Origin of the sequence: Prosthecobacter sp. (assembly GCF_044373815.1) — a bacterium.
Lineage (GTDB): Bacteria > Verrucomicrobiota > Verrucomicrobiia > Verrucomicrobiales > Verrucomicrobiaceae > Prosthecobacter.
Genome location: NZ_JBIPNG010000137.1, coordinates 1 through 14,077, shown reverse-complemented (window position 1 = coordinate 14,077; position 14,077 = coordinate 1). Strand labels below are relative to the sequence as shown.

Annotated in this window: 11 protein-coding genes; 3 read left to right on the top strand and 8 right to left on the bottom strand. The window is 61.2% G+C overall.

Features of this window, described 5'->3' with window-relative positions; all coding sequences use genetic code 11:
• Positions 1–411: hypothetical protein (locus ACIREA_RS13125; RefSeq protein ID WP_397382728.1), on the top strand; the 411-nt coding region annotated here is incomplete at its 5' end.
• Between the two features lie 286 nt (positions 412–697).
• Here the strand turns inward: ACIREA_RS13125 and lspA are convergent.
• From lspA to ACIREA_RS13110, 3 genes are read right to left on the bottom strand one after another with little or no spacing between them, the layout of a single operon-like run.
• Positions 698–1,234 (bottom strand): signal peptidase II, encoded by a 537-nt coding sequence (gene lspA, locus ACIREA_RS13120; RefSeq protein WP_397382727.1) that lies wholly within the window; start codon positions 1,232–1,234, stop codon positions 698–700.
• An 8-nt stretch (positions 1,235–1,242) separates the two neighbouring features.
• Positions 1,243–2,379, bottom strand: a complete 1,137-nt coding sequence (locus ACIREA_RS13115) for a galactitol-1-phosphate 5-dehydrogenase (RefSeq protein ID WP_397382726.1) — start codon at positions 2,377–2,379, stop codon at positions 1,243–1,245.
• A 52-nt stretch (positions 2,380–2,431) separates the two neighbouring features.
• Positions 2,432–2,836, bottom strand: coding sequence for a peptide chain release factor family protein (locus tag ACIREA_RS13110; protein WP_397382725.1), 405 nt, complete (start codon positions 2,834–2,836; stop codon positions 2,432–2,434).
• Positions 2,837–3,073: 237 nt separating this feature from the next.
• On the opposite strand from ACIREA_RS13110, the gene ACIREA_RS13105 reads away from it, so the two are divergent.
• Positions 3,074–3,871 (top strand): thymidylate synthase, encoded by a 798-nt coding sequence (locus tag ACIREA_RS13105; protein WP_397382724.1) that lies wholly within the window; start codon positions 3,074–3,076, stop codon positions 3,869–3,871.
• Between the two features lie 1,223 nt (positions 3,872–5,094).
• On the opposite strand, the gene carA is transcribed toward ACIREA_RS13105, so the two are convergent.
• The 5 genes from carA to ACIREA_RS13080 all read right to left on the bottom strand — a co-directional run bounded on the left by carA (position 5,095) and on the right by ACIREA_RS13080 (position 13,522).
• A complete protein-coding gene (carA, locus tag ACIREA_RS13100; RefSeq protein WP_397382723.1) occupies positions 5,095–6,261 on the bottom strand; it encodes a glutamine-hydrolyzing carbamoyl-phosphate synthase small subunit in 1,167 nt (388 codons plus the stop codon).
• Positions 6,262–6,394: 133 nt separating this feature from the next.
• On the bottom strand, positions 6,395–7,966 hold the full coding sequence (metG, locus tag ACIREA_RS13095) for a methionine--tRNA ligase (RefSeq protein ID WP_397382722.1): 1,572 nt from the start codon (positions 7,964–7,966) through the stop codon (positions 6,395–6,397).
• A 76-nt stretch (positions 7,967–8,042) separates the two neighbouring features.
• Positions 8,043–8,720, bottom strand: coding sequence for a hypothetical protein (locus tag ACIREA_RS13090; protein WP_397382721.1), 678 nt, complete (start codon positions 8,718–8,720; stop codon positions 8,043–8,045).
• Positions 8,721–8,792: 72 nt separating this feature from the next.
• A complete protein-coding gene (locus ACIREA_RS13085; protein ID WP_397382720.1) occupies positions 8,793–9,491 on the bottom strand; it encodes a hypothetical protein in 699 nt (232 codons plus the stop codon).
• A 407-nt stretch (positions 9,492–9,898) separates the two neighbouring features.
• A complete protein-coding gene (locus ACIREA_RS13080) occupies positions 9,899–13,522 on the bottom strand; it encodes a c-type cytochrome domain-containing protein (RefSeq protein ID WP_397382719.1) in 3,624 nt (1,207 codons plus the stop codon).
• A 210-nt stretch (positions 13,523–13,732) separates the two neighbouring features.
• Here ACIREA_RS13080 and ACIREA_RS13075 point away from each other — a divergent pair.
• On the top strand, positions 13,733–14,077 hold a 345-nt coding region (locus ACIREA_RS13075; RefSeq protein ID WP_397382718.1), incomplete at its 3' end, for a hypothetical protein.

Here is a 14,077-nt window from a genome sequence, read left to right as displayed (position 1 = left end):
CACGCTCAAGCCACGGCTGCGGCCTACGGCTTCATGCAGCAGCCGGTGGTTCTGAAGAGCTCCTCCTGGGATGGCGAGTATGACGACGGCTTTGGCGGGCACGTGAGCATCCGCCGTGCGAAGGACGGCAAGCTGCGTGTGAATCTGAACTGCACGCGGGTGAATGAAAACCAGGGGTCCGATCTGGCCGGCCAAATACCGCCTGAGTCGGTGACATCCAAAAACGACGAGACCACCGCCACTGCTGTCTTCATCGAGACGGATGTGCCGGAAGCCGCCAAGGAGGTCAGCATCACGCTCAAGCGCAAAGGCAGCTATCTCTGGGTGGAAACCAAACGCAAAGCGACCCCTCCCGGCAGTTTGTCATGGTTCGACGGCATCTACCGCTGGTCGCCGGTGCCGAAGGAGTGAGGGCGGGGAGTTGTCCGAGCGTAGGTTGGGGTGTGTTTGGCGAACAAGACACTCTTCAACACGCGAAGGCCTCTTCGCCAAACCGCCCGACTTCGAGGGCGTTCGTATGCCATGGTGCGTTGCCGTACGCTGATGGACACGCGGGCTGTCGCCACACCCATCCTGCGACCACGTCGAAGCCCTTAGGCTGCAAGGAAGCGCACAGAGGATGCTCGCTTAAGTGCTCAGTGATCGAGCGAAGATAGGGGTGCAAATCCACAGGCTGGCACCCTGTGGCACCTCTCGCTTACGCCTTCTTCACTGGCTGCCCCGGCGTTTCAAAGAACGAGGCGAGCGCCAGCAGGACCGCCGCGCATACCACACACGAATCCGCCACGTTGAAGGAAGGCCACGGATGAAACGGCCAGAAGCCGAAGTCGAAGCGCAGGAAGTCCACGACGTAGCCGTCGAAGAACGTGCCGTCGAAAAGCTTGCCGCCATCGTGATTGCGGAAGAGGCGGTCGGTGAGATTGCCGAAGATGCCGGAGACCAGCAGTGCCACGGCGGTGCGGCTCAGCTTGCCGGGAAAGAGGCCTTTGCCATGCATCACGTAGATGAACACGAGCGCGGCCAGCGACACGGCGGCGAAGGCGTAGTTCGCATACTGAGTGCCGTTGAACATGCCAAAGGCCACGCCGGTGTTGGATGCATGATGCAGCCAGAAGACGCCAGGAATGACTTCCTGCTCGGTCTCGTAGAGCCTGAAATGCTGCACGATCCAGCTCTTGGTGAGCTGGTCGAGGATATAGAGAGGCAGCGAGAGGAGCAGGAAAAGGCGGATCATGGCGGTGTTCAGGCGGGCTGCAGCACGACCTTGAGGAGGCCTTCCTTGTTGTCATGCAGGCGCTTGAACCAGCCTGCGCCCTCGGAGAGTGGCACCACGGCGCTGAGCAGCGGCTCCACCTGGATGCTGCCGTCCTGAATGCGGCGGATGGCTTCGGGGTACTCACCGGCGCAGGAGCAGGAGCCCTTGATGGTGAGCTGGCGGGTGACGACTTCCTGCAGAGGGAAGGGAGTGTTGGGCTGGAGATTGCCGATCAGCACCACCTGGCCGCCTTTGCGCACGCTGCGGATCGCGAGATCGAGAGGGGCACCGGCACCCACGACTTCAAAGCTCGCGTCAGCGCCGTCGCCGCCGCAGATCTCACGGATGTGCATGGCCAGGCCTTCCTGCTTGGCGTTGAAGGTTTCTTCGGCACCCAGCTTGCGGGCGAGTTCCAGTCGGCTGTCATCGAGATCCACGGCGATCACTTTTTCCCAGCCGCGTGCTTTCAGCGCCTGAATGACCAGCAGGCCGATCAAGCCAGCACCCACCACGACGGCGACGCCGCCATTCGCTTCGTCCGTGTCGTCTTCGACCTCGGCTCCATGGTTGTGCTCGCAGTCATGGCCGCAGCCTTCGGTGTGGACGTGCTGGAAGGCTTCGCCCACTTCGATGCCATCGGCCAGATTCACCGCGTGCAGGGCGATGGACACGGGCTCAGCAAAGGCGGCCTTCTCATAGGAAAGGTCATCCGGGATGCGGTAGAGGATGCGGGTTGGCAGGGCGATCTTCTCAGCGAAGCAGCCATGGCGGCGGTATTCGCCGGGGGACACGCCCAGCACCTTGCGGTTCGGGCAGAGATTGACGTAGCCCAGCTTGCACTCCTCGCACTCGCCGCAGTATTCGGTGGAGTCAAAGGTCACGCGGTCGCCGAGGTTCCAGTCGGTCACGCCTTCGCCCACGGCGATGATTTCACCGGCGGCTTCATGGCCCATGACGATGGGCATCTGGCGGCGGCCGCTGCGGCCGTCCATGCCGTGGATGTCACTGCCGCAGATGCCGCAAGCGGCGATTTTGACCAGCACTTCGCCGGCGGCTGCGGTGGGTTCAGGGAATTCGAGGTCGTAGTTGAACTCGGAGGGGGCGGTGAGGACGAGCGCTTTCATGGGGAGCGCGGATCATGCCCCGAGTGTGGCCGGAGGCAAGAAGGTTCGCAGTTCAGTCGTCACCACCCTGCTTGCCGCGTCCCTCTTTGATGCCGGCGCGGTGCCGCTTGCCCGCCACGTAGCGGCGCTTCAGGCCCCGGGGGCGGGCACGGGTCTGGCGGCGGACTTTTTCGCGGTCGTTCTGGATTTCCATCTGCGCGCTCTTGAAGGCCGCCACCAGGCGGTCGCACAGCTCCTGGCGGGCGATCAGGCGGTTCTGCGACTGCGAGCGCTCGCGCTGGCAGCGCACCTCGAGGCCGCTAGGCACATGGCGCAGCACCACGGTGGAGCTGGTCTTGTTGATCTTTTGGCCGCCCGCGCCGCCGCCGCGAATGAACGACTCCTCCAGATCCTCTTCACGGATGCGGAGTTTCTGCATGCGGGTGCGCAGCGCGGGGTCATCAGGCAGATCGGCCATGCTTGATCATCGGGGCAGGGGAGGTTTGGTGCAACTGAGGATACGGAAGTAGAGATGGCCGCAAAGAGACGCAAAAAAGACGCAAAAAGCTGGGGTGGTGGAGGGAGTTGATGGTCCCTCCGATGACTCCGGTTTTTGCGTTTTCTGCGTTTCTTTGCGGCCATCCCTCCGGCATTCCGCATCCCCACTTCTCGCCGAAACCTTTGCATCCTTCCCGCACCCCGCTATGGCTGGACGATGGAAGAATACCACCGCCTGCTGCGCAAAGTGCTCGAACACGGAAGTTACCGTGAGGACCGCACCGGCACGGGGGCGTACTCCGTGTTTGGCGAGCAGAGCCGCTACGATCTCAGCACCACCTTCCCGCTCGTCACCACCAAGAAGCTGCACCTGCGCTCCATCATTCATGAGCTGCTATGGTTTCTGAAGGGCGACACCAACGTGAAGTACCTGCGCGACAACAAAGTCACCATCTGGGACGAATGGGCGGACGAAAACGGCGATCTCGGCCCCGTCTATGGCGCGCAATGGCGGCGCTGGCAGGGCGCACCAGGGGCTGAGACACACGATCAAATCGCCAGCCTCATCCACGGCATCAAAACGAATCCCTACAGCCGCCGCCACATCGTCAGCGCCTGGAACGTGCCGCACATCGAGAAGATGGCGCTGCCACCCTGCCACTGCCTGTTTCAGTTCTTTGTGGATCGCGGCCGGTTGAGCTGCCAGCTCTACCAGCGCAGTGCCGACCTCTTCCTTGGTGTGCCCTTCAACATCGCCAGCTACGCCCTGCTCACCCAGATGGTCGCGCAGGTCTGCGACCTCCTGCCCGGCGAATTCGTCCACACCTTCGGCGATCTCCACCTCTACAAAAACCATCTGGATCAGGCGAAGCTGCAACTCACCCGCGAGTGCCGTGCGCTGCCGGTGATGAAGCTGAATCCTGACGTGAAGGAAATCGACGCCTTTAAGTATGAAGACTTCACGCTGGAAGGGTACGATCCCCATCCGGCGATCAAGGCGGAGATTGCGGTGTGAGGTGAAAATACCGGTGGGTGGCGTTGTATTCACTTCCAGCCCTCGGCCCATTCCCAGCTTCAGGCGGCTTTTTGCATTTTCTCTGGGTAGAAAGGCGAGCAGCGGCGGATTGTTTCCCGTTTCCCCTCCTAGGGGGTGCTGGATGGAAACGAGGAGGCGTTGGGTAAATGATGAGACAGGCGCGCCCTTGGGCTGGGACTGCGGGTCACAAGGAGGGGACTCTGCGGCGGGTGGTTTGAATGATCAGGTGCTTCGCCAAACTCATTGCTCCTTGGCAGACCCTGACGCCGATTCTTTCCAAGGAGGTCAGGGGCTTACTTCTTCGCTCTCCTGCGTCGATCTACGAAGGACACGTCGACGGCGGCGGGCTGAGGACTGCCCGCCTTGCCAGCGCTGGGCATGCGAGCGCCCGGCGCGAGGTAGGGCGCTTGGTCCTCCAAGCGCCGCCGAGCGTCTCCACGCTCGCTTTTCAGAAATCAGTTTCGCAAAATGCGGGGGAGCTTTTGCGGATCGCGGCACCCACAGTCGGCATTGCTCGCGCACGGTCGTGTGCCACAACCTGACCAAACATTGGCCCCTAAGGGTGTTGGTGAAGGCAGCTCTTCGTACATTGACCAACATGTACAGGCGCATCCCCCCCCCTGGCTGACCCCAGGATTTCAAGTTTGTTGATGGCGCCTGCGTGGCGTACGCCTGATAATAGATCAGGCTATGATGTGGTATTGTAAGCCACGGCTGGCTGAATGCAAATGCTGTGTGCCGGGGATGGGCGGCGCTGTCCGTGCGGCCTACCCAGGGGGGGGCGGTGTTCCTTCGTTTCCACATTTGACCCCCCTGGGAGGGAAACGGGAAATGAAGTCGAAAGGGGGCTGGGAGGCAGGCAGGAACCAGAAACCGAAGCGAAGCGCAGATAGCCCGCCGCAGGCTGCCTGCGGGGCGAACGCGGTGAGGCAATGCCTGTCGTGCGAATCTACAAGCCCCCAACGATGGAGCGTTGCGCCGGTCGTTGGATGGGTGTGGCGACAGCCCGCCCGTCTGCCAGCGCGTGATGATGCCATGCAATCTCGGTGCCGCCCAAAGTCGGGCGGTTTGGCGAAGAGCGCGTTGGAGCATGAGAAAGCATGGCGCGCCAAACACACCCAACCTACGTCACGCCGCGCGCGTGCATTCGTGCATTGCACGATGCTTGACAACTCGGTGACTGCCTTGACCGCCTGCGGCTCCTACCTTCCCGTCTCGATCATCCGGGCGAATTCGGCGAAGAAGTACTTCGCATCATGCGGGCCCGGGGCGGCTTCGGGGTGGTATTGGACACTGAGGACGGGGGCTTCGCGGTGGCGCATGCCTTCCACGGTGCCGTCGTTGAGGTTGATGTGCGTGACCTCGACGTTGCCGGGCAGCGAGGAGGGATCAATGGCGAAGCCGTGGTTCTGGCTGGTGATGGACACCCGGCCATTGCGCAGGTCCTTCACGGGCTGGTTGCCGCCGCGATGGCCGAACTTGAGCTTGAAGGTCTTGCCGCCGTAGGCGTGGCCGAGGATCTGGTGGCCGAGGCAGATGGCGAAGATGGGCTTCTTGCCGATGAGTTCCTTCACTTCCTTGTGGATGTATTCGAGCGCGGCGGGATCTCCGGGGCCGTTGGAAAGGAAGACGCCGTCGGGATTCCGGGCGAGTACGTCCTTGGCGCTGGTGGTGGCGGGAACCACGTCCACACGGAAGCCATGCTGGCGCAGGCGGCGCAGGATGTTGCGCTTCACGCCGAAGTCATAGGCCACGATGTGGTGCTTTGCTTCAGGAAGGGGATGGCGCACGATGCCGTCGGCACCAGGCTCGCGGTTTTGCGAAGGGCTGGGGATGTCCCAGTCGCCGCTTTCGAGGCCTTCGGGGTCCCAGAGGTAGGGGGCCTTGGTGGTGACTTCCTTGACGTAGTCGCTGCCTTCCATCGGCTGGCTGCTGGCGGCCTGTTTCACAGCTTCTTCAGCCGTCGCGCCGGTGGTGATGACAGCGCGCATGGCGCCACGGGTGCGCAGGTGGGCGGTCAAAGCACGGGTGTCCACGCCCTGGATGCCGGGGATGTTCCACTGCTTGAGGTAGGAGTCGAGGCTCTGGGTGCTGCGCCAGTTGCTGGGCACCTCGCAGAGTTCTTCGATCACGAAACCGCGCACGTGGGGCTGGTCACTTTCCGTATCGAGCGGATTCACGCCGTAGTTCCCGATCATGGGATACGTCATGGTCACGATCTGACCGCGATAGGAGGGATCGGTGAGGACCTCCTGATATCCGCTCATGGAGGTGTTAAAGCAGATTTCGCCGGTGTGGGTGGCATCGGCGCCGAACGCCGTGCCTTCAAACACTCGGCCGTCTTCGAGGGCGAGGAGGGCTTTCTTCATCAAGGTTGCGCCGCTGGTCATAGCCAGAAGGGCGGGGGGTGCAAGGGGTAAGACTGGTGACGGAATGGAATACGAAGAGGATGGCCGCAAAGGAGCGCAAAAACTGCGAAAAAGAGGGGGGCGGGTGCTGCGCTTACTTCTCCTCCACAATCTCCAATCGCGGAAACAACGGCACGGGTGCGCCGAGTTGGTGGCCGCTGGGGAGCAGGCCCCACTTGAGGTCGCTGACTTTGAAGCCGTCGGGCAGCGTCCAGCCGATCTGGGCACGGGCGGTGGCCATGGCGGTGGGCATGATGGGATTGAGCAGCACGCTGACGTGCGTGAGCGCCTCCGCCAGGTGGTAGAGCACGCTGTCCAGGCGGGCGGCCTGTTCAGGGGCTTTGGCGAGGGAGAAGGGTTTTGTACTGTCCACAAACGCATTGGCATGCGTGACGATTTTCCACGCGGCGGCGATGCCTTCGTGGATGTCCCAGCTGTTCATCTTTTCAAGGTAGAGCGGCGTGGCCTCGGCGACGGTCTGACGCAGGGCTTGATTGATTTCGTCATCGTAACTGCCGGGCGTGAGCAGGCCCTCGCGATACTTCTGCGCCATGTTGATGGAGCGGTTGAGCAGATTGCCCAGACCACCGGCCAGCTCCTTGTTGTAGGACATGGAGATGCGCTCGTCGCTGAAGTCGGCATCGTAGCCGGTGGCGATGTCGCGCATGAGGTAGTAGCGCAGGCCGTCCGGCGTGAAGGTGTCTGAGAGCACGTTCGGGTCGATCACGTTGCCGGTGCTCTTGCTCATCTTGGAACCCTTCACATTCCACCACCCGTGGACGATGAGCTTGGGGATCTGATCGTCGGGGAATCCGAGGGCGTGCAGCATGATGGGCCAGTAGACAGCGTGCGCAGGCACGAGGATGTCCTTGCCGATGATCTCGGCATCGGCGGGCCAGATTTTTTCAAACTGCGGCAGGCCTTCATTGCCCACCTCATCCGCCATATAACCGGCAAAGCTGATGTAATTCGTCAGCGCATCGAACCACACGTAGTTCACGAATTTCTCGTCAAAGGGCAGGGGGATGCCCCAGCTCAGGCGCTCCAGCGGGCGCGAGATGCAGAGGTCCTGCGCGTTGCCATCGAGGGAGTTGAGCACATCGTTGGCGCGGTGCGGCGGGTAGATGAAATCGGGATTGCCACGGATGTAGTTTTTCAGCCACTCCACGTGGTCGCTGAGGCGGAAGTACCAGTTTTCCTCCTGCAGCTCGACGACTTCGCCCCACTCTTCGCCGAAGTTGCCATCCGGGCCGCGTTCTTTATCGGTGAGGAACTGCTCCTGACGCACGGAGTAAAATCCGCCGTAGCTCTTTTTGTAAAGCTGGCCGCAGTCGTGCAGCTTTTGCAGCATAGCCTGCACCACGCGCTTGTGCTTGATGTCGGTGGTCGCGGCCCAGCCGTCGTAACGCACGTTCAGCTTGTCCCACAGCGCGGTGAAATGTTTGGTAACGCCATCGACGAATTCCTGCGGCGACTGCCCGGCTTTGTCGGCGCTTTTTTGCACCTTCTGGCCGTGCTGATCCACGCCGGTGAGGAAGTACACCTCACGCCCGTTCAGCCGCTGGAAGCGGGCCATGACGTCTGCCAGCACCTTCTCATAAGCGTGGCCGATGTGCGGCGGCGCGTTGGTGTAATCAATGGCAGTGGTGATGTAGTAGGGCTTCATGGGTTGGCGCAGCTTTCCCATGCCTCCCTTCGTCCTGCAATTCAAGTGTTCCCTGCGCCACCCTGGGTGGCGTGGCTCAATGAACCCGGGTGACGAAGAAGCTCGCGATTAAGAGCAGCAGGGCCAGAGTGACGTGGATGATCATGAGGATGCCGGTGAACTTCCAGAAACGACGCTGCTCATCGAGTGCTGCGGCCAGATCACTGAACGACCGCGAATTCCCCAAGCGGGCAATCTTGGAGGCATACTTGCTCAGCTTCAGCGTCGGATACATTATAACGATGGCCACGAAGCCATAGCCAAGGGTGAAGGCGAGGGTCCTGATGGGAAGTTCAACCAGCTTGGCGTCTGTCTGGGCTGCAGCAGCGATGAAATAGATGCCGAATGCCATGAACAGCAGAAGCAGGGCGCAGGCTGTCCATAGCACGATGGAGATGCACCGCACCCATCCCTGAGTGTGTGCGAGTGCCACCATGGCCTCCTGCGGCACTACTCCGCTGCTGCCAGCCTGAACGCTGGTGGAGGGTGTGGCGTATGGATTGACGCCGTCTGGCGAATTCTGGTCGGTGAGGGGCATGAGTGAAGCGCGTGATGGAGCCGGGCCGACAATTTCTGCCAATCCCTGCCAGCCGGAGGCTTCACGCCAGCCCAGATCCGACAACCGAAAAAAGCCGGTCCTCAGACCTTTTTCGATCTTGGAGGTTTTGAAGGTGCCAAGTTCCTGACCTTCGCGGGTGACCAAATAGACGCTCATGTGTGCCGGTCTCTGAGCAGTGACCATGCCCAAGTGGTGGAGTGTTTTGAGCGGAAGGCTGGGGCCAAGACCTCAGCGCACGGCCAGCGACCAAATCAATATCAGAAGCCCAAAGCCCAGATTCGCGAGCAGCACGATGCCCTGAAACCGCCAGAAACGACGCTGCTCAGAGAGTGCGGCTGCCAGATCGGTGAACGATTCTGACTTGGTGAGCCGGGCAATGTTCAACGCATAGCGGGTCAGCTTCAGCGTGGGATAGATGATGATGTAGGCAAGCCCGATGGCGATGAGATAGCTGAATATTTTGGCCAGACCGCCAATGACAATCGAGTTCCCTAACGAGGAGTTTCCGAACAACAGACCAAACAGCATCAGCGACACAAAACCTCCGCCGATGATCCACATCACCACGGCGATGAACAGCACCCAGGGCCGGGTGTTCTGCAGTTCCAGCATGACGTCAAACGGCAGCTCTCCGCTGCTGCGAGAGATCACCCTGTTTGAAGCAGGCGCGGCATAGGGGTTGATGCTTTCGGCTGGCTTTGAGCCTGGGGATTTCCGTACCAGAGCGCTCAAGGAAGATGCAATGGCTTTGGTCTGCGGAGCCGGAGAGTCGCCGAAAATTTCAGTCAGTCCCTTCCAGCCGGACATGCCTTCGCGCCAGCCCCGGTCGCTCTCCAGAAACTGGCCGGTTTGCAGGCCTTCCTGAATTTGGGAAGCTTCAAAGGAGCCAAGATTCTGACCTTCGCGGGTGACCTGATAGACGCTCATAGGTGCACGGCCTGTAGCAGCGCCCACTCCCGGATGTCTAGATGTTTTATCGAGGGCGATGGCATAAAATCGCTATTTGAGGATGGGAAGCTGGACCAGCCTCCAGCGGGCAGGACGAAGCGGCTTGGGTCTGCGTTTGCAGGAACGAGGCGTCCCGCAAACCTGGGCGCTTTAAAAACGCGCCAGCGTCGTGGAGTGCGGTGGCAGAGATGCCCGGCGCAAGCCTGCATCGGCGACACCGCCTTCGCCAGCCGGACGGTGATCTTTGGCCGCTCATCTTTCCGTCACCCCTTCGAAAGCGGTGCCGCGCCCAGGCTTGTCACCGCAGTCCAAGACGCTCCGCGCGTGCGCTTTCGACGCCGCGCTCAAGAACGCTTCTCGGTCTGCCAATCACAGGTGCCTTGAGATCACTTCGGCAGCATCGTGAGATACTGGTCGTTCATCTGCTTCACCTTGGTCCGCATCGGGTCGAGCTGCGGTTGCAGCTTGGCGAGTTCAGCGGTGGCTTCGGCGATGATCTTGTCCTTCTCGGGGATTTCCTTGATGGCGGCGGCGATGGTGGCTTCGGCGTCGGTTTTCTTCTTCTTGGAGCCTTCGAATTCACCGTTGGCCTTCGCGACTTCGGCCTTCTTGGCGTCGAGCACCTTCTGCTCGGCGTCCAGCTTGCCATGGGCGGCGGCATAGGCCTGCTCCAGCGGTGGCAGGGCGGTCTTGGCTGCGGCGATGGCGGCATTGAGCGGAGCGATCTTGGCGGCGAAGTCTTTCTCAAGCGCAGCCGGTGCGGCCTGCTTCTCGGCAAGGGCCTTGCCCTGGGCTTCGATCTCCTTCTGGATGGCGTCGCGCTGCGCACGCGGCGATGCGGCCTGTTTCTCGGCGGCTGCGAGTTCGTTTTTGGCCTGGGCGAGCTGCTGCTCGGCGGTCTTGATGGCGGCCAGGGCTTTGTTCACGCTCTGCGGATTGTTGGCGGCGTGAGCCACGTCATGGGCTTTCACAGCAGCGGCTTTGGCCGTCTTTTTCGCGCCTACGTCGCCTTCAGCAGCCTTGATGGCATTGACGATGTCTGCCACGGCTTTTTCAGCTGCGGCGACTTTCGCGGTGATGGCTGCATCGCCAGCTTTCGCGGCGAGTTCTTTCTTGGCAGCAGCCACGGCGTCAGCCGCAGGCTTCTGCTTGGCGCGGGTGTCGGTCAGGGCTTTCTCAGCAGCGGCCTGGGCGGCAGTCGCGGCAGCCAGGGCGGCTTCGGCGTCTTTGTCGGTCTTCGCTTTATTGGCGAGATCAGCGGTGGCGTCAGCGTGGGCTTTCTTGGCGGCAGCCAGGGCAGCGTCTTTCGGTGCCACGGCATCCTGCCTGGCCTTCACGGCTTTCTCCGGGGCGGCGAGTTTGCCATTCACTTCAGCGAGGCTCTTCTTCTTCGTCTCGATCACCTTGGCGATGTCTTCAGCGGCTTTCTTGGCGGCGGCGATGGCTGCGTCCTTGGCTTTGGCGGCAGCGGCGATTTCAGCCTCCTTAGTGGTGATGATGGACTTCTGCTCGTTCACCTTGGCGGCGGCGGCGGCATCGGCGTCACGGGTGGGTTTGATGCTGGTTTCGAGACCGGCTTGTTCGCCCTGCACTTTCTTCAGCGCGGCTTCCAGTCCGGGCTGGGCGGCGGTGGATGCGGCGATGGCCTTTTTGGAATCCTCGATGCGCGCTGCGGCAGAGACCTTGGCGGCTTCAGCGTCTTTCTTGGCTTCGGTGAAATCGGTGAAGTCAGCTTCGAGCTTGGCGAGTTTTTCTTTCTCAACGAGCACGCCGGTGTTGAACTGGGCGGCCTTCAAAGCAGTCGGCACTTTTTGCAGGATGCCGATCTCGGTGCTCGCGGAATTCGCGGCGGTCTGCGCGGCCACGAGGTTGGTTTTGCCGGTGACGGCATTGGACTCGGCATTCTTGATGCGATCCGGCCCGGCTTTCACCAGCGCGGGCAGCTTCGGCAGCTCGGCCTTCTTCGCTGCGATGCCAGCAACCGTGGCTTTGATCTTGGCGTCGGTTTCGGTGATGAGCTTGTCGAGATCTGCCGGAGCGGCAGGTGCAGCACCCAGCTCGGCCTTGGCTTTGGCGAGGGCGGCGGTGAGCTGATCGGCCTTGGCTTTGACTGGGGCGATCTTTTGCTGCTCAGCCTTGGCGGCGGCGAGCTTGCCTTCGCTGTCTTTGACCTTGGCGGTCAGGGCGGCATCACCGGCCTTGGCGGCGAGTGCCTTTTTGGCAGCTTCGAGCGCGGTATTGGTGTCTGCCACGGCCTTGTCAGCAGCGGCCAGTTTGGTGGCTTCAGCAGCCACAGGGGTGAGCTCTTTTTCCTGCGCGGCGATCTTGGCGGACTTTTCAGCGTAGGCTTTGATGGCGGCGGTACGTGCGGCCTTGTCTTGATCGGCCTTGGTGCGGGCGGCTTTCAAAGCAGCCAGAGCTTTCTCGTCGTTGGCGATCTCGCCAGGGAGATTCTTGCTGCGCGCTTCGTTGGCGGCGACTTCGGCACGCACTTTGGCCAGGGCTTCATTACGCGCTTTGGCATCGGCCTCGGCGGTTTTGATGGCTGCCTGCAGCGTCGGGAGCTTGGTGGTGAGCTCTGCCAGGCGCTGCTCGGTCTGCACGATTCGCTGGGCGATCAGGGAAGGATTGCTGGTGTAGCGGCCGCTCTCATTGAGTGCGGTGACACCAAAGGTCCACTGAATGATATCACCGCGCCAGTTGGCGGAGATGGCGTTTTTGGAGTCGAAGAGCGAGACCACTTTGGTCACGAGATCGCCCTGGCTGGGGGCTTCACCGACTTTGTTGCCATTGATGTCCCAGACGCGGACGAGGCCGTCGTTGCCGGAGGAAACGATCTTGCCATCGGGGGTGAAGGAAACGGACTGCACGCCGCCACCGTGAGCGGCCCAGTTCTTGACCAGCTTGCCTTCGTTCATTTCCCAGGTGCTGATCGTGCCGTCCATGGAGCAGGAGGCGAGGATGTTGGAGTCGGCGCGCCAGGAGAGGTCCACGCAGGAGGCCTTGTGCTGGCCTAGGATGTAGAATTCACCGCCGTTTTCGGCTTCCCAGACGTTGACGTTGCCGTTGCGGTCGCTGGTGGCCAGCAGCACGCCATCCGGGCTGAAGGTGGTGCTCATGACCCACTCGGTGTGCTTGCTGATGACGTATTCCTCTTCGCCGTTGGACGTGCTGTACACTTTGACCTTTTTCGAAGGGCTGCCGATCACGATTCTCTTGTGATCGGGGCTGATGTCCGCAGACATGACCTGATCGAACTCCTTGCCGACTTCGGTGATGCGCTTGCCAGTTTTGACGTCCCACACGATGGCGTGGCCGTTTTTGCCGCCACGACCACCACCCATGATGAGCAGGGAGCCATTCCGGCTGAAGCGCAGGCTGCGCGCGTAGCCTTCGGTGTAGGGGAAAATGCCGACGAGCTGCCTGGTGTCGGTGTCGTAAAGAAGGATCTGCTTGGGCGCGGCCAGTGCCATCAGTGAAGTCCACGGGCTGGCGGCCATGGCCGTGATGGCGGTGGTGTGCTGGGTGACGATGACGGGCTCCAGCAGCACGTGCTCCGGCTTGGCGATGGGGCCTTCCGGCTTGCCGCTGGTGACGCTGACCGCCATATCCACCTTCGGCTTGGCGGATTTTTTGGCGATGCTCGACTTGGTGTCGAGGATGCCGCCTTTGATCCATGAGGCGATGAGATCGAGATCCTTTGGCCCCAGCGGCGCGCCTTCCGGCGGCATGAAGGGCTCTTCCTTCTTGGCGCAGGTGCTCCAGATGCGGCTGCTGTCCACATTGCCGGGATCGACCACGGACCCGCCGCCGCCGCCGTTCATGAGGGCACCGAAGCTGGTCAGATCCAGATCGCCCTTCTTTTTATCAGGATTATGGCAGGAGAAGCATTTGTTCTCCAAAAGAGGGCGGATGTGATCCTGATAGGTAATTTTTTCGGCAGCGTCCTGGGCATGAAGGGACACTGCGGCGAAAGCCGCGCAAGTCAGCGAAAGGGTGGTTTTGGACATCATAGATGGATGATGGTGTGAATTACGCACGTGGGGGGTGAAGACTTTCGTCAGAGGGGCGGTGGCCAAGAAATGTGTCAAGAAGGGCAATCTTGGCGTTCAATCTTCCTGGCGGGGATAAATGCGCTAAAGGTATGCGTAGAATGGCGGGGGGCGCTTCCTTATCACTGGGCTGTTTCCAAGTCCTGTGAGAGTGCTTTCTTTATGGGAATGATGAAAAACGAGAGCCAGCCCATCACCTTCTTCAAGCCGCTGTTTTACGTCGCGGCCTTTTTGAAGGCCGGGTTTTTGCTGCCTTTTGTCTGGCTGCGTGAGACACCGTACTTCTGGACAAATGCCGGCGGGTATCCCCTCTGGCTGCGGGATCTGGTGCTGATCTCTTACTATCCTCTCCTGCTGGTGTACGTGGGTTTGCTGTCTTTTCTGAGCTGGCTGCTGCTGTGCCAGCCTGCACGCTCCGTCAGAGGGTTTTGCGTGGAGGCCATTCTGCTGGGGGTGCTGTGGCTGGTGGTTGCCCTGGTCGCAACGCTGATGCTTGCCAACAACATCGCCAAT